General features: G+C 37.3%; 19 protein-coding genes. 9 read left to right on the top strand and 10 right to left on the bottom strand.

Translation table 11 applies throughout. The features are described 5' to 3' along the window. Positions 1 to 427: 427 nt before the first annotated feature. Entirely contained in the window at positions 428 to 922 is a 495-nt protein-coding gene (locus tag ABVT42_RS20865) for a GNAT family N-acetyltransferase (RefSeq protein ID WP_353897858.1), read from the top strand. A 164-nt stretch (positions 923 to 1,086) separates the two neighbouring features. Here the strand turns inward: ABVT42_RS20865 and ABVT42_RS20860 are convergent, their stop codons facing one another. Beyond that, the gene (locus tag ABVT42_RS20860; protein WP_353897859.1) at positions 1,087 to 1,968 is read right to left on the bottom strand and encodes a DMT family transporter; all 882 of its coding nucleotides are present in this window, start codon (positions 1,966 to 1,968) and stop codon (positions 1,087 to 1,089) included. Positions 1,969 to 2,177: 209 nt separating this feature from the next. Then, positions 2,178 to 2,510 carry a DUF5992 family protein gene (locus ABVT42_RS20855; RefSeq protein ID WP_353897860.1) on the bottom strand — a complete coding sequence of 111 codons (333 nt, stop codon included), beginning with the start codon at positions 2,508 to 2,510 and terminating at the stop codon, positions 2,178 to 2,180. Between the two features lie 285 nt (positions 2,511 to 2,795). Here ABVT42_RS20855 and ABVT42_RS20850 point away from each other — a divergent pair, with 285 nt between their 5' ends. Further along, positions 2,796 to 3,488 carry a hypothetical protein gene (locus ABVT42_RS20850; RefSeq protein WP_353897861.1) on the top strand — a complete coding sequence of 231 codons (693 nt, stop codon included), beginning with the start codon at positions 2,796 to 2,798 and terminating at the stop codon, positions 3,486 to 3,488. A gap of 78 nt (positions 3,489 to 3,566) precedes the next feature. Here ABVT42_RS20850 and ABVT42_RS20845 read toward each other — a convergent pair whose 3' ends face one another. Both ABVT42_RS20845 and def read right to left on the bottom strand, forming a co-directional pair. Next, positions 3,567 to 4,409 (bottom strand): SIR2 family NAD-dependent protein deacylase, encoded by an 843-nt coding sequence (locus ABVT42_RS20845; RefSeq protein WP_353897862.1) that lies wholly within the window; start codon positions 4,407 to 4,409, stop codon positions 3,567 to 3,569. Between the two features lie 94 nt (positions 4,410 to 4,503). Next, on the bottom strand, positions 4,504 to 5,025 hold the full coding sequence (gene def / locus ABVT42_RS20840) for a peptide deformylase (RefSeq protein WP_353897863.1): 522 nt from the start codon (positions 5,023 to 5,025) through the stop codon (positions 4,504 to 4,506). 534 nt (positions 5,026 to 5,559) lie between these two features. Between def and ABVT42_RS20835 the strand changes: the two genes are divergently transcribed. Both ABVT42_RS20835 and ABVT42_RS20830 read left to right on the top strand, forming a co-directional pair. Next, positions 5,560 to 6,345, top strand: coding sequence for a hypothetical protein (locus tag ABVT42_RS20835; protein WP_353897864.1), 786 nt, complete (start codon positions 5,560 to 5,562; stop codon positions 6,343 to 6,345). A gap of 12 nt (positions 6,346 to 6,357) precedes the next feature. Further along, the gene (locus ABVT42_RS20830) at positions 6,358 to 6,999 is read left to right on the top strand and encodes a site-2 protease family protein (protein WP_353897865.1); all 642 of its coding nucleotides are present in this window, start codon (positions 6,358 to 6,360) and stop codon (positions 6,997 to 6,999) included. 52 nt (positions 7,000 to 7,051) lie between these two features. Here the strand turns inward: ABVT42_RS20830 and ABVT42_RS20825 are convergent, their stop codons facing one another. The 4 genes from ABVT42_RS20825 to ABVT42_RS20810 form a co-directional block, all read right to left on the bottom strand. Then, on the bottom strand, positions 7,052 to 7,630 hold the full coding sequence (locus ABVT42_RS20825) for a hypothetical protein (RefSeq protein WP_353897866.1): 579 nt from the start codon (positions 7,628 to 7,630) through the stop codon (positions 7,052 to 7,054). Further along, entirely contained in the window at positions 7,623 to 8,213 is a 591-nt protein-coding gene (locus ABVT42_RS20820) for an RNA polymerase sigma factor (protein WP_353897867.1), read from the bottom strand. Before ABVT42_RS20820 ends, ABVT42_RS20825 begins: the two co-directional genes overlap by 8 nt. A gap of 153 nt (positions 8,214 to 8,366) precedes the next feature. Continuing rightward, positions 8,367 to 8,597: a DUF1653 domain-containing protein gene (locus ABVT42_RS20815; RefSeq protein WP_353897868.1), complete on the bottom strand. Its 231-nt coding sequence runs from the start codon at positions 8,595 to 8,597 to the stop codon at positions 8,367 to 8,369. Positions 8,598 to 8,703: 106 nt separating this feature from the next. Next, the gene (locus ABVT42_RS20810; RefSeq protein WP_353897869.1) at positions 8,704 to 9,546 is read right to left on the bottom strand and encodes a tetratricopeptide repeat protein; all 843 of its coding nucleotides are present in this window, start codon (positions 9,544 to 9,546) and stop codon (positions 8,704 to 8,706) included. A gap of 332 nt (positions 9,547 to 9,878) precedes the next feature. Here ABVT42_RS20810 and ABVT42_RS20805 point away from each other — a divergent pair, with 332 nt between their 5' ends. Next, positions 9,879 to 10,202: a hypothetical protein gene (locus ABVT42_RS20805; RefSeq protein ID WP_353897870.1), complete on the top strand. Its 324-nt coding sequence runs from the start codon at positions 9,879 to 9,881 to the stop codon at positions 10,200 to 10,202. A 70-nt stretch (positions 10,203 to 10,272) separates the two neighbouring features. Here ABVT42_RS20805 and ABVT42_RS20800 read toward each other — a convergent pair whose 3' ends face one another. Then, positions 10,273 to 12,744 (bottom strand): S9 family peptidase, encoded by a 2,472-nt coding sequence (locus ABVT42_RS20800; protein WP_353897871.1) that lies wholly within the window; start codon positions 12,742 to 12,744, stop codon positions 10,273 to 10,275. Positions 12,745 to 13,394: 650 nt separating this feature from the next. On the opposite strand from ABVT42_RS20800, the gene ABVT42_RS20795 reads away from it, so the two are divergent. After that, complete coding sequence (locus ABVT42_RS20795; protein WP_353897872.1) at positions 13,395 to 14,282, top strand: BPSS1780 family membrane protein; 888 nt, start codon at positions 13,395 to 13,397, stop codon at positions 14,280 to 14,282. A gap of 139 nt (positions 14,283 to 14,421) precedes the next feature. Further along, positions 14,422 to 16,056: a GGDEF domain-containing protein gene (locus ABVT42_RS20790; RefSeq protein ID WP_353897873.1), complete on the top strand. Its 1,635-nt coding sequence runs from the start codon at positions 14,422 to 14,424 to the stop codon at positions 16,054 to 16,056. A gap of 111 nt (positions 16,057 to 16,167) precedes the next feature. Here the strand turns inward: ABVT42_RS20790 and ABVT42_RS20785 are convergent, their stop codons facing one another. After that, positions 16,168 to 16,650 carry a YajQ family cyclic di-GMP-binding protein gene (locus ABVT42_RS20785; protein WP_353897874.1) on the bottom strand — a complete coding sequence of 161 codons (483 nt, stop codon included), beginning with the start codon at positions 16,648 to 16,650 and terminating at the stop codon, positions 16,168 to 16,170. Between the two features lie 409 nt (positions 16,651 to 17,059). Here ABVT42_RS20785 and mgtE point away from each other — a divergent pair, with 409 nt between their 5' ends. Further along, positions 17,060 to 18,445 (top strand): magnesium transporter, encoded by a 1,386-nt coding sequence (gene mgtE, locus ABVT42_RS20780; protein WP_353897875.1) that lies wholly within the window; start codon positions 17,060 to 17,062, stop codon positions 18,443 to 18,445. A 751-nt stretch (positions 18,446 to 19,196) separates the two neighbouring features. Further along, positions 19,197 to 19,810 (top strand): hypothetical protein (locus ABVT42_RS20775; protein ID WP_367024356.1); only part of this gene is annotated, 614 nt, incomplete at its 3' end.

Below are 19,810 nucleotides of genomic sequence, written 5' to 3'. Positions count from 1 at the left end.
ACCAGGAAGTGATGGCGTATTTTAACATTTCTGGTCGAAAAGTGAGTTATTAATTAGAGATTTTTTATTAAATTTCAGAGTGTTAAGCTGTTTTTCAGGGACGACTAAGTATTTTTCAAGAATCGATCATCAATAAACCAATTATGTCATAAATGACGCTCGCAACACTTCCGAAAACTGAACAACTAATTCAGTTGAGCAAGCTCGATATTATCATTTTTATTAACTGTAAGACGAAAAAATGACGATATTCCGTAATCATTAGTATCTATTTGGATAAAACGCTCGTTTTTGGCATAGTCTGCGCTCAAGTCAATTTATATCAGCATATAAATTTTATTATTCAATAATGGTTGAAATTGACGAAAAAGAAAGGAACTATTGGAATCTAAAATCACTGGTAACACCCAACAATTCGAGGTTAAACATGTCAATTCGATGCGAAATCATTGATTATAACAATCCCCAGCAAGCGGCCGATCTGGTCATGCTGGTTAACGCTTATGCGGTAGAACCCACCGGAGGTGGTGAAGCCCTCCCCCAGTACGTTAAAGACAGTTTAGCGAGCGAATTAGCAAAACGAGATTTTGCATTCACTATTATTGCCTATGTCGACGATCAACCCGCAGGAGTCGCCAATTGTTTTGAAGGCTTTTCAACTTTTAAAGCGAAACCACTAATAAACATTCACGATATTGCCGTATTGAAATCATTTCGTGGACAAAAGATAGCAACACGCTTACTGGAAAAAATTGAAGAAGTCGCGCGCAGTCGCCACTGCTGTAAAATCACTTTGGAAGTGCTTGAAAAGAACCAGATAGCCAAAGCTGCATATATTAAGTTTGGGTTTGAAGGCTATGAACTCGACCCTGAAATGGGAAAAGCGCTATTTTGGGCCAAACCTTTGTTAGACGAAGAATAATAAGGTTGCTTTAAACAAGGTTGCTTTAAATAATAAGATTACTTTGAATCTCGGCATGATTAACTTTTAGCACAGCACTTCTAGATAAAAATCGATAAAAATTAAAAATCACTAGATAAACCGTGAAATCGAAGGGGATTGTGCTTTAAGTTGAGATGATAATTTTAACGTTTTAATTTAGCCTGAGCCAAATAATATCGCCCTAATACAACGAATAATATCCCCCCTAATATCATCGTGCCAGCTATCAACAATCGCAAAGTGACTGCTTCATCTAAAATAATCACACCACCTAAAGCCGCTAAAACAGGAACAAACAACTGAACAACTGCCGATTGGGTAGTCGATAATTCAGCTAGCGCAACATACCAAATAGCATATCCGACTCCCGAGGCAATCGCACCAGATAAAACGGCGTAAATCGCTCCATCAATAGAAATGGTTGCTTGAGAATAAAAAACTAATGCTAATATTACTACGAATGGTAATGTGCGTATAAAATTGAATGCCGTATCTTTGAGCGCTTGTACACTGTCACGCCCCCACAGGCTGTAAAATCCCCAAGCAATCCCTGACAAAATCATCAACACTGTACCTTTCCATCCGGGAAATTGCGCCCCAGGCAGCATCAAATAAACCAGTCCAGCAAACGCCAACACGACACCGCTCCATTCAATCCGGTGTAGTCGAACACCTTTAAAATAAGAAAATAACAGCATTGTCATTTGCACCGTACCAAATAATATGAGTGCACCAGTTGCGGTATCTAACGAAACATAAGCAAAAGAAAAGCATACGGCATAAATAAATAGCATAATGCTGGATTGCCAAGAGCCCCAGAATGAAAACGTTCGAGGTTGTTGGCTAATCACCAGTAACAGCAACACCAAGGCACCAGAAGCCAATCGAATAGCTGTGAAACTGGCTGGATCAATTTTTTCTTCGCCTAAAGCTAATCGACACAGAATAGAGTTAGCTGCAAACGCAACTAAAGCAAAGAATGTAACAACGATAATTTTAACAGAACCTGAAATTGAAGCGCTCACAAAATTTTTGACTGACTAATAAACCGTAATCAATATTTTAACTTTGTTTTAAATAAGTTTGTAAGAATGAAAAGATCCATCAAGAATCATTATAAAGTTGAACTAATTAATATTTTGACGCCACAAACGCCAATTTCAATCTCAAGCGCCTTAAGAGTTAACTTCGAGTCAACACCTTAAAACAGCAAACTTATTTAGATGCATTATGATTAACGAATTATTGAAATGTAATCTGCGCCAGAGCATGAGTTATCAGAGTAATTGTGAATTCTCACTTTGCGATCAAAATTAAGTGCCGTTAAAGCGATATCGAAAGATTGATTATAGGTCGCCAAAGAAGGCGCTTTGTCTTCAGGAAAATAAATCCATCGCGGTGTACGTGATGCACATGCGCCAGCTCCACCTTCGATTAGTACGGCAAAATTTTTGGAATTTGAACCATTAGAGGCCACCTCTAAAATTGCAGCGCCCTTAATTAATTCACCCGCCAGACAATTTCCACAAACACCAACCGCTATTAGTATTATTAGTTTTTTTAACATGAAGATTTCCTAGGTTACGAGTTACTCTGTTAAGTATCAGTGTTTATGTAATAGGTTATTTCACTTAATTTCGCAAATTTTCAATGATTTATATTAATGAGAGATATATAAAATAGTCCTCTTATAAAAAGCCTCGGTGTCAATTTATCTTAAAGTATCCATGAGCCACACTAAAAAAGCGCTATTTAAAAGGGTTACATAATTCAACCTTGTTTTGCTAGATTGCATCAAATATGTTTGCTATAACCAAACAGACCAGTCATAACACTAATGAGTCGCGAGACAATGTATCATTTATTTTTTGGTGAATTTACACATAAACCATCCAAAGTATTTTATTTATGTTTTATCGGCATCGCAGGACTCTTATTTTCTTTTCAAGTTACATCAACACCTCCGGCCACAACGGCTGCATGCAGCAGTGGTGAATATCGTCAGTTTGACTTTTGGATTGGAGAATGGGAAGTTTCCAATGCAAAAGGTGAGCCTGTTGGAAACAATCATATTTTTCCTATTTTAAATGGCTGCGCCCTATCGGAAAACTGGCAGAGCGTTAAAGGGGGAAAAGGTGTCAGCTATACTTTTTATGACCAAAATCAAAAACAATGGCACCAAACCTGGGTCGATGCTAATGGCGGCGCACTTTATTTAAATGGTGGCCCGCTAAATATTCAGGCGTTATCTGTTCAGGACGCAAGTGTTCTAGACAAAAGTGTTCAAGCCAAAAGTGTTCAAGCCAAAAGTGATAGAGAAAAAAGTAATGTGGATATCACTGAAAAGCGTTTAAATAAACCGGCTGCACTACAAACTATAACCTTAACCGGTCAACATTTCAGTCAACAAGGCGAGTCTGTTATTCATCAGATCAGCTGGACATTGCTGCCTGATGGACGCGTAAAACAACATTGGCGTTCATCAAAAGATCAAAAAAAATCCTGGCAAGATGTTTTTGTTGGTTTTTATCAGAAGAAAAAGTAAGCCGCCACGTTATTCGATAGACTTTTACGGTAATATGCCAAATCTGTTTTGCCGACTTACCAAGAAAAACAGTGTCCGTTAACGCGAATAAAAACCAGCCTGGTCAAGTGCCTGATCTATTTGAGTCAAGGCACTTAATGCTCCCTCAGCAATGGCAAATCCCTTGTTATCAGCAATATCACTTTCACGCACATTGATGCGAATCAATGTCCCTTTTTGTTTTTCACAAAAGTAACGCACCGTAGGTATCGCTTTGCCAGCACCGCACTCAATAATAACAGGACGAGTATACGCGGCCAAGTTAGCCGATAAATTTTTTACCTGTCGCTCACTGCGTGTCGCGTTCCAGTAATAATCATCAAACATTAAAATATTTGGCCTGGCTACCGCACCACAATGATGGCATGTTGGTAATTTTGAAGTAGCCAAGCATTGTAAATCATCAGTTTCAATAATTAAATCAGCGGCAGGCCAGATTTCATCTTTACATGCTTGACTGCACTGCAAATAATGAATAGAGCCATGACATTCATAAATTGCTTCACGGGCAAATTGTGCTACAGAAAAATGTCCATCAACATTACTGGTAAATACTTGATAGCCATTTGCCAACTGCTCTCCAATTTTTTTTAAAATTGAAAATCCCTGATGCGGTTTAATTTGTCGATATAAATTCAATCGATGACCATAAAATCCCCAAGCAAGCGCGGGATTGTGCCTAAACGCTTGTGGATTGGCAATTTGTGTAAAGTCGAGTTTTTCCTTAGCCAATGCCGGATAAGCTTTCCAGAAACCTGATTGTCCGCGGAAATCAGGTAAACCCGAATCAACGCCCATACCAGCGCCAGCGCCAATAATTAAACTATCAGCCTGATAAATCGCTTTTACAATACTCTCCAAAGTTTGCCTATTGATACGCATAATATTTTTAACTCAATAACACTTATTGTCTATTTATATCACTTATTACTTATTACTTATTACTTATTACTTATTACTTATTGCGTATCATTTATCACCTACCGTTTATCTCTAATTCATCAATAAATCCAAATTTTGACATATCATGCATTTGCATTGGATAAAGAATACCGCGTAAATGATCACACTCATGTTGTACCACAATAGCATGAAATCCGTTGACTTCTCTCTCAATCGTTTCACCATATTGATCAAATCCTCGATAGCGAATATGCGCTGGTCGTTCAACCAATCCTCGCATCCCCGGAATACTCAGACAACCTTCCCAGTAAGATTGCGTTTGCTGCGATAAAACCTCAATCTGTGGATTAATCAACACGGTCTGTGGCACCACTTCGGCATCAGGATAACGTTCATTTTGTTCAATTCCAAAAATCACAACTTGCTTAGTTACACCGATTTGAGGCGCAGCTAAACCGGCACCTTGATTTGCTTGCATAGTATCCAGCAAATCTTCAATTAATTGCTGTAATTCAGGGGTGTTAAATTCGGTAATGGGTTCACTGACTTGTTGCAATACGGGATTTCCCATTTTTAAAATTGGCTTAACGGCCATCATTATCTCCTGATAATTGTTTTAAGTATTCTGAATAAACTCAACTAAATAAAAATATATTGTCAAATATCATGCGGTTGATTGAAAGCAATTAACACCTACAGCGATGTTATCTCAAATTACGTATTGACTCTCAATGATGAAGAAATACTCATAGAGCAAAATCTCAAAAAACTATAAACATCTGTAGTTATAAATTCTAAATAATCCTATTTGTACTTTACTCACTCACTTTAAACCCGGTTTTATCCGAGCATAGTTTCAATTTTTATCTATGTTTGTTAGTGCCAGTTAATAGGGGCTGCTGCTTATTTTATCAGCAAATAGCTAATACCAATTTTAATTCAATGAAATACCGAGTTACAATATTCGTTAAATTCAGATTAAAATTAGTGGAAAAGCCAATCCTTTATTCGTAGGATTCTTATAAATAATGTGCTGCCCACAAGATACTTATGACAAGGAGCGCATACTTGTTCAATACGCTTTAACTCTCGATAATTATCAGTAAAGACCTATAGGATTAACATTATTTTGTCAGTAATCAGCCGCTTTAAAATTATACTGCTCTTAATGGTAGGGATTGCAATTGGGCACATTATAACCAGTTACCTACCAATTTTGCCTCATGCCTTCAATACAGTCGGATTTAAACAGCCCTTCACACCAATGGCATATGTTAAAAATTCAGAACAAGCCTCTTCTAAAGCGCTAGCCGAAGTCGACAATCATTCGGGTCAATTACCGCTAATAGCACTAGGTCCTTCACACTTAGATACCGATACAGCACCAGCAACAGCCCAAATCGAACAGGCTTTCATCGAAAAGCTGCAACAACAGGAAAAGATCATTGCAGATTTACAAACACAAATAGCAAACTTGAAAGCATCTCTAAAAAGCGATTCGAATCAAGCTCCCCCCCCCAAATTAAAAACCATATCGGTTGACGATTTTGAAAAAGAAGTCAAAGATAAGCTGTTTTCTCACTTTAAAGGTTATGCCATCAAACTCGGTGAAAATGAATTAGAAAATATTAAAAAAAGTTTTGATGGACAACAAACTCGTTCAAATTGGAGCGCCGAATTTGAAAATAATATGAATGCATTTTTCAGCGAGTCAAATGCCGATAATCGCCATTTTATCGAAGAACTTAACTGCAATGATTCAATGTGTCGGTTAAAAGTTGACTCTTCTGATATGAATAACTGGCAGCAAATCTATGCTCAAATGACACAACAAGACTGGTATCAGTCTATCACTCTGGTAGAGTCGACTGACTCCCCCAATCAAATTATTTATTACATTCCAAAACACTTTTAACGAGTATAAACAATGTTAAGTCTATTATTTCAAGGTCAGATTGAGATATTTATAATGCTATTAATCGCTATAGTAATGTCTCTGTCATTTCATGAGTTTGGCCACGCGTGGACTGCTAAAAAATTTGGTGATGATACCGCTGAAAAAATGGGAAGACTAACCTTAAATCCAGTCGCACATGTTGATCCGCTTGGTTTATTAATGGTCGCTACAATTGGTTTTGGATATGCTAAACCTGTACCTACTGACCCTAGAAATTTTAATTCACCGCAAGCTTCTCTATGGATAAGTGCAGCAGGACCAGGAATGAACTTAATTTTAGCTATTATCAGTATTAATTTATTCGCATTTGGACAAATTTATCAAGTCGAGTTTTTAACCTCTCCCGGGCCCTCATTATTTTTAGAATACTTATGTTATATTAATTTATTGCTCATGCTTTTTAACTTGCTGCCTATTGGCCCACTCGATGGACACTACATTTTGCCGTATTTCTTATCAAAAAATCTGGCTCATCGATATATTCAGTGGAATCAACAATATGGCGCTTTCGCATTATTAAGCTTGATAGCCTTGAGCTTTTTAGGCGTACCTATATTTTCATTTTTAATTAGTCTTGCGCAATCAATCAGCCGTTTTTTAATTTTACTTTAAAAAACCAAAACGATTCGTTTAGTTATTAAAAATTGCTAGCGTGATTATCTATTTACTCCAGATAATCACGCCATAACCATGTGAGTTTTTTCAATTCTTTTTGTTTGCGCTTTTCATACCATTTAAAAATAACGACAAACATTAAAAACCAGATAATCCCCATTGAAATAAAAGGTATTTCAGTTAACTTATCTGAAGGCTCAGGCAAAAAATAGTTCACCAAAATCCATAATATAAATAAAATCATCACCCCAAAACAACACTTTGCGCCCAACGAACCAACCGTTACACCGGCTTCCACTCGTTTAACATATAACTGTAAAACATCTCTAGTAGAGTCACCTTGCGCGCGAAATATCGGCAAACGGATTTTAAAATCAATATAAACAAAATAAATGATGAGTATTCCCATGACAACATCCCATACCAATTCAATCCAATGTGTCTCCTCAGTCATCAAAATAAATAGGATAAACGGTACATAAGCAATTAAAATGATGATATCCATCAGTAAAATCATTCCCATTCGCCAGGAAACCCAATTAATTTTGGATTTGATTTTTTTGATATCCGGCTCGTAGGCTTGCCATTCATTTTGCCAATCATTCCAGTTTTTCAATGGATCATTCATGGCTACCTCCTGTCGAAAACTTTTCCATAATTAAACTTAATTTGTTTTTCGCACGATTAAGCTTAACGCCAACATGAGAAGTATTCAGCCCGAGTATCTCACCAATTTCTTTATAACTGAGTCCTTCCAAAGCAAGCGTCACTAGTTGGCGTTCCACCAGTGAAAGCAAACGAATACTTTCAATTAGTTGTTGTATACGCTGATTTTGCTGTATTTGCTGTACCGGACAGTCACCACCAGTTAATGACAATTCATTAATTTCGACAGCTTCAGGTTCCTTAACATAACGAGCCACATGTGACACTGCTCTTTTATGAGCAATGCTCAATATATAAGTTTTAAGACTTGATTGACCATCAAATTTAGCTAATGCTTTCCATAAGGCGACAGAAATTTCTTGATAGAGTTCTTCCTGGAGAGCTTGACTTCGCTCGTAGCTGCTCACCACCCGCGAAATCATGCTGTGATATTCGCTGAGGGTCTCTTCAAAATACTGATTGTAAGATTGGCCTTCGCTTAACGGCATAGAGTGGCTCGTCATTAGTACGGCCGCATTTGCCTTATCCGGCAATAACGGACTCATTAGAGAATAGAAAATGCTGTTCAAGTTAATTTAGCACTATGTCAATTGGTGTGCTTAATTAGTCTGCAAATATTGTGTTTTATTACAATATTTATCGATTACCAGGCGAAAAACATTAAAAGTAAAACGGGTGATGACCTCAATACCATAAACTCATGCGGGTTCAATAAACTCAAATCGTTTCACCATTTGTCCATTAACCGCAATTGATTCAACAAACATATCAAAAGGTCTGACCCAATATTCAAGTGGTTTATATAGTGGATAGTAAAGCACTAATAACTCTTCTGTTTCACTATGCATTGCAGTCCCTACAACTTGATATTCATTTCCTTTGTAGTGCCGATATTTTCCGGGCACAATTTCATTTTTAGCAGATAACATATTAAACTGGCTCTTATTTTTACTGACACATGTTTTCAATTGAATGGCTTATTTTGGTTGCCATTTTCAAACCCAACAACTTTGAATTTAACAGTAATGCTTATAGTTACTTCTCTTCAACCCAGGCTTTTTGATTATTATAGGCATCCAAATGTTGTTGAAATGCAATGAGAGTCGACTCATCAATATCTTCAGGCAAATTAGCTATTGCCTGATTTTGCAATTCAATCGCTAGTTCAAACTCACCAGCCAACGCAAGAACAGCCGCTTTGGTATCTAGAAATGCGGGCTCACCATCCATCACTTGTTCTAATTCTCTCACCCAATATTGCGCTTTCTTTAGGTCTCGAAACGCTTTATGCTGACTGGTCGCATAAATCCAAGCTAAATTGTTCATACTCATAACATGTTTTTTAGCTGCTGCTTTTTTATACCAGGATAATGCCAGACTGATATCTTTTTCTTTACCGGTTCCTTCAAAAAATATATTTCCCAACGCAAATTCTGCGTTAGCATCGTCTTCTTTGGCTGCTCGGCTGAGCCAGAAGAATGCTTGCTCATAATCGGTATTAACGCCAATTGCACTGATATAAGATTCACCAACCACAGTTTGCGCATCAACCATACCACCTTTTGCAGCAGCTAAATACCAGCTAAATGCTTTTGCCGGATCGGGCTCTTCATCATTTAATCCATGATCATAAATTTGCGCCAATAGCCATTGAGCACCGGTAACACCTAAATCAGCGGCTTGTTCGCAAGTTTTCGCGGCAACTTTATAGCTGGTTGCACGAAAGTGTGTTCGACATTCTTCATATAGTGAAACTTCTGGCGGGACTTCTTCATTTTGACAGGCTGACAACAAAACACCACCGGTTACTGATATAAAAAGTACTTTTATCAGGTAGCCTTGTAAACGACTAAACGGTATTCCACAAAAACGATTCATTTTCTGTTAACCTTAATTCGCATAAAAAAGATTTCGAAACCAAGCGATTAATTCTGTTTGTGATCATACCGTATTCAAATTGATAACTTAACCGAATTTATCGAGAATCCCTCTTAACATGGCGATAATCGAAGTGTATTTTCAATAACTATTTTTCAACTTTAGTTTGATGTAAAAATAAATGGCTTAAAAATGATCGTATTTTATACAAAAACATTGCTTTTTTCTGAAAACTCGATCCGAGTCACATTTATTAAATAAGAATCACTTTTTCAGTAATCTCAAATTACTTATACTGGTAGTTAATCTTTTAATAAATGGAACTTTAACATTTGACTCAAGAACTGACGCAACAAGATAAAGAATTTATATGGAAAATTGTTGATCTTGCCGTTGAACGAGCAGGTTCTCACACACAGCTATTTGCAAACCGACTGGACTTTTTTGATGAGTCGGGTCGTATTCGATTTCGCTGGCCGGTTTGGATGGACGCGATCAAAGGTTACTTAATTGCCCAATACGGCGAGAAAAAAGCTGATGCCTGTTTACTGAGTATTCTGCGTGAAGTGATGTCTGAACCGAATTACCACGCCTATTTACGTAAACAAAATCAGGTAGATTATGCGTTTAAATTTAGACAAAACGCCTTGGGTTGACTGCGCAAACCGGGTTGTCCAAATAAAAAGGCCACAAAAAATGTGGCCCAAATCAAAAATCACTAACCTTTTACTGTATTGGGTTTAAATGTTTCTCAAACAATCGATAGATGCGTGAGTATTCATCCAACCAGCTCGAAGGCTCAGTAAATCCATGTGACTCAACAGGATAAATTGCCGTTTCAAAATATTCTGTTTTTTCCAATTCAATTAATCGTTGAACCAGTTTTACTGTATCTTTAAAGAATACATTATCATCAACCATTCCATGACAAATTAATAATGGCTTATTTAAGCCTTGAGCAAATTCGATTGGCGAGCTTCGCTCATACGCTTCTGGATCAATATCTGGCGTATTAAGTATATTTGAAGAATAACCATGATTATAATGTGCCCAGTCAGTTACCGGACGAAGTGCAGCGCCAGCGGCGAATAAATCGGGCGATTTAAATAGTGACATAAAGGTCATAAAACCACCATATGATCCCCCATAAACACCAACTCTTGTCGGATCAACATTTGCATTTTCAATTAACCACTGTACACCATCTGTTAAATCTTCCAGCTCAGGAGTTCCCATTTGTCGATATATGGCGGTACGCCAATCACGTCCATAACCTTTTGAAGCGCGGTAATCCATATCGAGCACCGCGTAGCCTTGCTGAGCCAGCATTTGATGAAACATAAATTCTCTAAAGTAGACCGACCACCCCAAATGACTATTTTGTAAGTAGCCAGCACCATGAACAAAAATTACTGCTGGTTTTTTTTGATTTTTACCGGCTTTTGATTGATTTTGAGCGGCATAATAGCGCGAATAAACAGGCTGTTTGGCATGGCTGGACGGTACTGCGACAACTTCTGGTGCTTGCCAGGGAATTGACTTAAACAAATCACTCGCGGAATCAGTGATAACGGTTGATTGCTGATTGTTAAGATCAACTAAAATTAATTCAGGTTGCGATATTGTCGTAGAATGTCTGACCGCCAGATATTTTTCATCGGGTGATAGCACATAATCATTCAAGCCACCAAAGTTTGTTAATGCTTCAATTTGTCGCTTTTGAGGTGAAATTCGATAGGTTTCATAAATACCGGGGTGTTTTTTATTGGCCTTAAAATACAAATAGTCACCGCTTTTAGACACTGAAATATCACTGACTTCAAAATTGCCTTCAGTCAATTGTCTGGCTCGGCGCTTACCACTTTTAATATATAAATGGGCATAACCAGTTTCTTCTGATAGATAATATAAAGTCTGGCTGTCAGGCATCCAACCAAATTCATTGAAAGTCCAATCATTTACCCAGGCTTCATCTGACATCCAATGCAAGGTTTTTACTTTAGGTTGTTTTACATTGACTCCTATAATCCAGCGGTCTTTGTTATCGGCAGAGTAAAGTAACACCGCAACCTGTTGGCTATTTGGACTCCACTCAACCCCCTGATTACTGCGCCAATCATAAGCACTTACCGCTCTTGGTCCTTGCTGAGGCGTATATTGATAATCGGTTTTTTTGGCAGCTTTTTCTTTCAGTGATTTTAATGGATCATCATTAATCCCTGGCAGTTTACTAAGGTCAAGCTTGCGCTTTTGGTGATTTACCAAATCTATCAGATAAAATGTTTCTTGAGCGGCCTGCACATAACCCACTAAAGGACGTACCTTGCGATTTTTGACAAAACCATCAGCAGTAATAAATTCAGGCATATTATCATGTTGATTCGTATTTTTTGCGGCTATCATCCCTAACAGTAACCAACGAGCATCAGGAGATAGTCGAAAAGTTTTAATTTTTTTTTGGTTACCTAAATAGTAAGTATGATTCTTACTAAAACTCAGTTTATCCGTACGAATCTGTTGAAACTTTTGCTCTTGTTGTTGTTGTTTTAAATAGCCAATTAATCGCGGCCCAGTTTTTTCAAGATAAGTTTCTGGCTGTGATTTATTTGGGTCATTTTCCAGTTTGAATGTTGCAATTTGCTCGGCCAGTCGTTTTTCAAGGTGATAAATAAAAATATTGTGCCCTTCAATAAAACTGATTTCAGCATCACTAATAAAGTTTGCCTGACTTTGGGTGGGCTCATCAGCCGTTAAAGCTTCAATAGTGCCAGTATTATAATTAACCAGATACACATCACCTTGAAAAATGAATGTACCTAGTTGACCACTTGGGCTAAGTCGTGCCGTTTGACTAGCGTGCCATAATTGTTTTTCATCAGAAAGAGGCATTGTTTGCTGCTTGGCTAAAACATATTGGAATGATTGCCGGTGAGAATGCCCTTTCACCTTTTTAGAAAACAGTAATGACTGGCTATCATTACTCCAATGTGGATTCATTGGTGTACTGCCCATCCAATCAGGATCCGCCATAATTTGCGACAAATTTAATTGATAATTAACATCAACTGGCGCACTTCCATTGATTAGTGTCGCGGTTTCTGCAGTTAATTGATCACTTTGCCCGACTTCGCCAACGCTATATGTTGACCATTGGGCAAAGAGTAATCCTGCCCCTAAAACGATACTTTTTAGCCTCATTCCTAAAAAACCCCTTGTTTTTATTTGACAGTCAATTACGTCAGTTTTACGAAATGCGCTATTCTAGTTTCATCTTTATCCCTAATTAATGCATTTCCTTTTTGAGATAACCCTTTTTTATTGATTCAGATGACACTTTTTATTTTTGAATAAAACGACAATCACACTGGATAATTGAACTTGGTTAATTAATTTTTTTGTGAAGCATATCACTTTTTAAGATACTAACTCTAGCGTCCCACTCAAAAATCAATCGATTAAACGCAAAGTTTTCCCGAAAAAGAAATCTGATTTATTGACAAAAAACAATCTACGAGTCTTTATTATTTATAGCACGAAATATTCAAAAGCTAAGTAATGAATCGAGCCTCATTTATTTTAGCTTTGTAAGAAATATTGAATTTAATATTAATTATGCGATTCATCATGTCAAAAATACCGGTCTTCTAAAAACGGTATCAAATGTGTTCACTAAGTACAAAGACACTAGCAAAGATTTGACAGCATGTCGCTAGTTAAGCCGCACAGCTTGTTGCCAGCGCATTATTTGATTATAGTTAGCCTGCCCGTCAGTATGTCTTTTTATGGTTATTTGACTCAATTAAGTTGTTGGCGGTTTTTACAGATCAATATATAACAGGAGTTATCACGTGTCTGATAATCTATACAATAGTCCCGAATCCAATATCACGCCACCAACAACAGGAAATGGCGACTCCGTTAAACGACCAGCTGGCGCTGGCGTTCAGTGGCTTAAGGAGGCCGTCAACTATTTTGGTGCCTCGCCTGGAGTCTGGATCGGCAGTATTTTAATCGTGGGAGCCATATTTATTATTCTAAGCCTTATTCCAGTAGTCAGTTTACTAGTCAATATATTAGGCCCAGTGATATCAGGTGGTTACATGTATGCTTGCCACCAATTAAAAAAGAACCAACAATTTAGAATTGATTTTATTTTTAAAGGATTCAATGAAAAATTAGCCCCTCTGGCCATTGTCGGGCTGCTGTACTTAGCCGGTATTATTGGAATTATGATTTGTAGCGTTATTTTGTTTGTTTCTTTGGGATTGATTGACAAAGAAATTCTCGAAAACCTTGATAACTTGCAAAATATCTCACCCGATCGACTAATTCCAATGATTGCTTTGCCACTATTAGTCGCATTTGGTTTAATGATTCCCTTGCTAATGGCTTATTGGTTCGCTCCAGCCCTAGTCATGTTGCGTGATGTAGCACCTTTAGAAGCAATGAAAATTAGCTTTAGAGCCTGTTTGCTCAATATGGTGCCATTTTTAATCTATGGACTAGTCGGGTTTGGATGCTTATTAGTATTTGGCATTATCATCTCTATTATTGGTGCAATTATTTCATTTTTGATCATTCCCATTGTCATTATTGCCTATCTGATTTTTATCTGCATCATGATTGCATCGGTATATACCTCTTTTGAAGATATATTTCCTGAACCAGAAGCGGATAGACAAGAACACGAAGTCGAGTCATCAGGCCCCGACAATACCGATAGTATGATCGCGTAAGTAAGAAACAAGCATCAATTATAAAATTAAATCAAGGAAAAGAAACTTGTACCTGGGGCATCAACAAATAGCAAAACAATCCCAAAGGCATCGGAAAGTTAACATTTTCCAACTCGCCTTGTTATGTCTGTTATTAAGTTTGACGTCCAAGGTATATTCAGCTCAACTTATCGATAGCTTACCCAGTGAAATGAGCAAAAACTGGCAGGCTTGTTTACACTTCGAATCTCACCCTGCCAGTTGTCACACAACAGATTTACCCGAAAGTCGAACAGTACAACCAAGTCAAGTTACCTACCAGTCATTTACCAAAAGTTTCATACCCAATAGCCAATTAAAAGGCAGGCCGCTAGGTTTGTTGCTGGCGCATATAGACGATACCGATAAAGTTTACTTAAATAATCAGTTAATTGGTTCAACAGGTCAGTTTCCGCCGCAGTTTGAAAGCGGATATCGACTATCCCGCTTATATATTATTCCCGAAGAAATGATTAAATTTAATCATTTTAATCAGATCAAAATACAAACATTCAGCTCGCGAAATCAAACGGGTATTCAGTTCGAAGCGCCAATACTGGGTGATTTTTTAACCTTTCAGCATTCTCTGTATCAACAAAATTATTTTTACATTATTTTTGCAGCCATTTTATTGATGCTCGTTATTTTTCCTGTTTTTTATTTTGTTATGGTAAAAGGCAACCAGGAAACAATTTATTTTTTACTCTTTTTAGTTGGCTTTGCGATAGTTACTTTATGTCGTTCTCACTTGCCAACAGAATTAGGATTAAATCTAAGTTCGGCCTATAAAATTGAATCTTTTATGCTGATGCAGGCCATGATATCGATGTCGATATTTATCTTTAAGTTTTTTGATTTAGAAGTCAGGAAAATTTACGCCATTGGATTATTTATTTTAGGTTTTGCAGCACTAATTTTAATTGTTTGGCCTTATGCAATTCACCTCAGACTGATTGCAGAAATCAATTATTTTTTACTAAACATTATCACATTTTTTGTGGCTGGCAGTGCCATTATTGTTGCAATACATAAACAGAGAAAATATGCGAGTATCTTTTTGATAACGTGCATTTCAGGGTGGCTTTTTCTGCTCTACGATGCTTTGATGCAAGCCAATGGCCTGTTTGAACTGAATATTAAAAATTATCCACAAGTCATCCCTGTTATTGCTGCTATTACCGGGTTGATTTTTACACTGACCCTTACCCACAAATATTGGCATTATTTCAAAGGCTCAACTTACGATCATTTAACCCATACGCTATTAAGACCCGCTTTTTTTCAGCGTTTATCCGAAGAAATGAATCGCTGCCGTCGTATCGAAGATTTATTGCTGGTTGCAGTAATTGAAATTCAACAAGCCAAAAAAATCAGTATAAATTATGGTTACAGTATAGGTAATCACCTATTAACCAGTGTAAGTCAGTCGTTAACCAAAGTATTGCGCCCATATGATTTAATCTGTCGATTCAATGATGAACAGTTTTGTATTGCCGCATCTATCAGCGTAAAAGAAGACGCAGAACAATGTATTCAGCGAATTTATGATGAGCTAATCAATATTGAGCAACCAATTAATAATCAAATTGAGTTATATATTGACGCAAGAATTGGTGGTGTTTTATACAATCAAGAGCAACACTTATCAGTTTCACATATTGTTCAAGATGCAAATTACGCACTGTCAAAAGCAAAAAGCGAAGCTAAACAAAGCTTTTTATTAATTCAAAATGCCGCAATGCCCACTAGAAACTAATTCTGAATGAATAATTATTTAAAAATTTATTTGCTAAATCACCGGTAAAAATTATGATGAAAAGCGTTACGCTTGGCAACGTAACGCTTATAAAAACTTCACTACAGATAATTAATCTCTAAAGTTATTAAATTGCAAAGGCCATTCCAGGTCAGACTGCTTGATTAATTGGATTGCTTGTTGAAGATCATCACGTTTCTTTCCTGTTACCCTAAGTTTTTCACCTTGAATACTGGTTTGAACTTTAATCTTGGCATCTTTAATAATTTTGGCTATTTTTTTCGACAAGGCTTGCTCAATTCCTTCTCGAATAATTACTTTTTGATGAACAATTTTGCCACTACCCTCAGCCTCTTGAATATCCATGCAGTTAATATCAATCTCGCGCTTTACCAACTTTAAACGCAAAATATCAACTAGCTGCTTGGCTTGAAAAGCAGAATCTGCGGTAATTTTGACGACTTTATCATCTAGTTCAAACTCCGAAGCACTCCCCTTTAAATCAAAACGGGTAGCGATTTCGCGATTGGCCTGGTCGACCGCATTACTTAATTCGTGAGTATCAATTTCAGAAACAATATCGAATGTCGGCATATTTTGTGAAAATCCTGTGTTATATTATTTTGGGTTTGAGATTAACAGGTTTGCGATTAAGGAAACTACCTGCTTCAACCCAGTAGAAGATCATCTTAAGCAGCAATGTACTTTTAACATAGGCTTTTTACCATAGTTAATCCGCAGAGTTAAGCAAAACTTGGCGCCAGAAATGACCGACAGTAAAATCTAATCGTTAGATTAGATAATATACATAACAGAAAATAAGCGTCGCGATTAGTCCGTCAGGATCTATACTTGATACAGTAAAAATAAAAAATTGGACAGATTTTCAATAACTTGTGATAATTTCGTCTGTCCTAATCTAATAATTGAACAATCAGCTTTGTTCATATTTTAGTCACTACTATCTTTTAATCAATCAAACAAAAAATTAAGTCGAAAAATAATGCCAATACTGGAAAACTTTGAAAACGAATCCAGCAGTAACCAACTGCAACGTCTCAATGAGGCCTTGCAAGGAGGAATGTTCGTTCAGGTCAGAATGATGCTCAATGAGCTTCCTCCAGCAGATGTGGCTCATTTTCTTGAATCAACCCCACCAAAAGAGCGCGATATCCTCTGGCGCCTAATTAACACAGAACGAGAGGGTCAGGTATTACAATTTTTAGATGACGAAATCCGGAATGAATACGCAGCCCAAATGGAACCCGCAGAACTGGCCGCAGCAACTCGAGATTTAGAAATTGATGATCAGGCAGATATTTTAGGAGACTTGCCCGACAAAATCGTCAAAGAAGTACTTGCGTCAATGCGTGTGCAAGATCGCCATCGCATCGAACACGCCCTCAGTTACCCCGAGGATACCGCGGGTGGCTTGATGAATACCAACTTGGTTACCGTCAGACCACAAGTCACCATTGAAGTAGTCATGCGCTATATTCGAATGAAAGGTGACCTGACCAAAACCACTGACTGCATTTACGTGGTCGACTCTGAAGATCGCTTTTTAGGTTCAGTGAGTCTATGTGCTTTACTAACCAGCCAACCCGATCAAATTGTGGATGATGTTGTCGATCACGAAGTTCACCCGATTGCCATCGATCTGCCCGATGCCGATGTGGCACGACTATTTGAGCGACGTGATTTAATTTCAGCCCCCGTTGTTGATGACCAAGGCAAACTGGTTGGTCGCATCACCATTGATGATGTTGTCGATGTTATTATGCAAAATGCAGGTCATTCATTGATGAGTATGGCCGGGTTAGGCGAAACGGACGATACATTTGCCCCTATCATCGCCAGTGCTAAGCGACGAGCACTTTGGTTGGGTATTAATTTAATTACTGTAATGGTTGCGGTATCAGTTATTGGTGTTTTTGAAGAAACCATTAAAATTGTTACCGCGTTGGCAATACTTCAGCCAATCGTACCCAGTATGGGTGGTATTGCAGGCACACAAACATTAACCTTGGTCATTCGCGGTTTAAGCGTTGGTCATATTAGCAGTAATAACTTTCGCTGGTTAATGATGAAAGAGTTAGGTGTCAGTTGTATCAACGGTGTGCTTTGGGCAATTGTAGTTGGCTTAAGTGTTTTTCTTTGGTTTAACTTTGTCCAATTCTCTGAATATGCATTTCAATTAAGCGTTATTATTGCCGGAGCAATGGTTATTAATTTAATCGTTGGTGCAACGGCAGGTGCAGCACTACCAATGATCATGCGCCGACTAAATATAGATGCAGCACTTTCAGGTGGTGTTGTTTTAACAACCGTTACCGATATGGTCGGCTTCTTTTCATTTTTAGGATTAGCCACTGTCTTTTTTCTATAAGCAAACAAAACTCACAGCTAATGCTGCTTGCTTTTATTTTAATCTGTTTATTAATCAGTGAAAGAGCATAATGCTCTTTCACTGATTTTTACTTTATCAAGTCACAAATAGCTTTCCTCTGATTACTCCCACTTAAAAGCAACAGCAACTCAGATATCAACGATAATCCGATTATAAAAAGTCACTCAAACTGACAGAAATGAAAACATTACAAATGTAATAACCGAATCAATTTTTTATTTAGCACTATTCAAAGTACTTTAGCATTACATTTTTGATCGATAATTTTTATTCTAACAATCTATTTTTTGCAAGAGAACCTATAGGCTAAAATCTAAAAAAACAAACTAAAAACTCAAATTCAAAAAAAGCAAAGAAAGTAATTATTATTTTATTATCTCAACACTAAATAATATTTTTTTATTTTTTAAACTGCAAAAAAGAAAACATAAAACTAACGCTACGAAATTACAAGAACTCTCACCATCTAATTATTTTATAATCCTAAACTACTTTTTGTCGGCACTATTAACAATATTTTTTTGTGAACCACAATACATTTGACAATTGAGCAAGCGCAATTCTATTTGTATTATTCCTCTTGCTTTAAGTGAATAGATTAACTGTATGGATTTGATCGCTCCGCAATTAATAGCCGTCATTTATCTCTAAAGTATTTTATAAATAAGCATGCATATTTAAAAACAAATTACTAGCAAATTACTATAAAGAGTCTTTTAGGAGATCTTACATGATAAAAGCANACGCACAAAATGGCGCGCCAACTTTTTTAAGTGGCAACCTGGGTTCAATGACTCAAAAAAATGCAGCAGATGCTTTAAAAAATATTTTAGCATCACAAACTGCTTACAATTATTCAGGCAATGAAAACTTCAAAATTAATCGTCAATGGGTTGATGAATTAGGTAAAGCGCATACACATTTTACCCAAACCATTAATGGCTTAACCGTTTACGGTACCAGCATGATTTTGCATGCCGACGTTACCTCAAACTCATTAACCAGCACAACCGGTCAAGTTTATGCATTAACCGGTACACTAGCCGTTAATAATGCAGCAAGCAACTCACAAGCGTTAATGAACAACCATGATAACGGTCGCTCAGCGAAAGCCGCAGCCAGTGTCATCGGTAATCTGACTGGCACACCTGAACTGGCTTATATTTATTTACCTGAATCAGGTGAGACCAAACTGGCATGGAAAATTGAAGTCTCTGGACGTAAAGCCTCGGGCGAACCCTTCCGAGACATTGCTTTCTTCGATGCAGGCACTTCTGAGTTACTCACTGCTCACCCACAAATGCATTCTGCTAAAAACTGGAAAACCTACACCTTAAATGGCGG

Origin of the sequence: Aliikangiella maris (assembly GCF_040719265.1) — a bacterium.
Taxonomy (GTDB): domain Bacteria; phylum Pseudomonadota; class Gammaproteobacteria; order Enterobacterales; family Kangiellaceae; genus Aliikangiella; species Aliikangiella maris.
This window is presented reverse-complemented; position numbering and strand designations above follow the sequence as displayed.

What these genes read in the sequence shown, in the direction of transcription:
- ABVT42_RS20825 (WP_353897866.1), bottom strand. Translation starts at nt 7,630, where the DNA reads ATGAATGATCCATTGAAAAACTGGAATGATTGGCAAAATGAATGGCAA.
- ABVT42_RS20855 (WP_353897860.1), bottom strand. Translation starts at nt 2,510, where the DNA reads ATGTTAAAAAAACTAATAATACTAATAGCGGTTGGTGTTTGTGGAAAT.
- ABVT42_RS20845 (WP_353897862.1), bottom strand. Translation starts at nt 4,409, where the DNA reads ATGCGTATCAATAGGCAAACTTTGGAGAGTATTGTAAAAGCGATTTAT.
- ABVT42_RS20850 (WP_353897861.1), top strand. Translation starts at nt 2,796, where the DNA reads ATGTATCATTTATTTTTTGGTGAATTTACACATAAACCATCCAAAGTA.
- ABVT42_RS20815 (WP_353897868.1), bottom strand. Translation starts at nt 8,597, where the DNA reads ATGTTATCTGCTAAAAATGAAATTGTGCCCGGAAAATATCGGCACTAC.
- ABVT42_RS20800 (WP_353897871.1), bottom strand. Translation starts at nt 12,744, where the DNA reads ATGAGGCTAAAAAGTATCGTTTTAGGGGCAGGATTACTCTTTGCCCAA.
- mgtE (WP_353897875.1), top strand. Translation starts at nt 17,060, where the DNA reads ATGCCAATACTGGAAAACTTTGAAAACGAATCCAGCAGTAACCAACTG.
- ABVT42_RS20820 (WP_353897867.1), bottom strand. Translation starts at nt 8,213, where the DNA reads ATGAGTCCGTTATTGCCGGATAAGGCAAATGCGGCCGTACTAATGACG.
- ABVT42_RS20785 (WP_353897874.1), bottom strand. Translation starts at nt 16,650, where the DNA reads ATGCCGACATTCGATATTGTTTCTGAAATTGATACTCACGAATTAAGT.
- ABVT42_RS20810 (WP_353897869.1), bottom strand. Translation starts at nt 9,546, where the DNA reads ATGAATCGTTTTTGTGGAATACCGTTTAGTCGTTTACAAGGCTACCTG.
- def (WP_353897863.1), bottom strand. Translation starts at nt 5,025, where the DNA reads ATGGCCGTTAAGCCAATTTTAAAAATGGGAAATCCCGTATTGCAACAA.
- ABVT42_RS20830 (WP_353897865.1), top strand. Translation starts at nt 6,358, where the DNA reads ATGTTAAGTCTATTATTTCAAGGTCAGATTGAGATATTTATAATGCTA.
- ABVT42_RS20865 (WP_353897858.1), top strand. Translation starts at nt 428, where the DNA reads ATGTCAATTCGATGCGAAATCATTGATTATAACAATCCCCAGCAAGCG.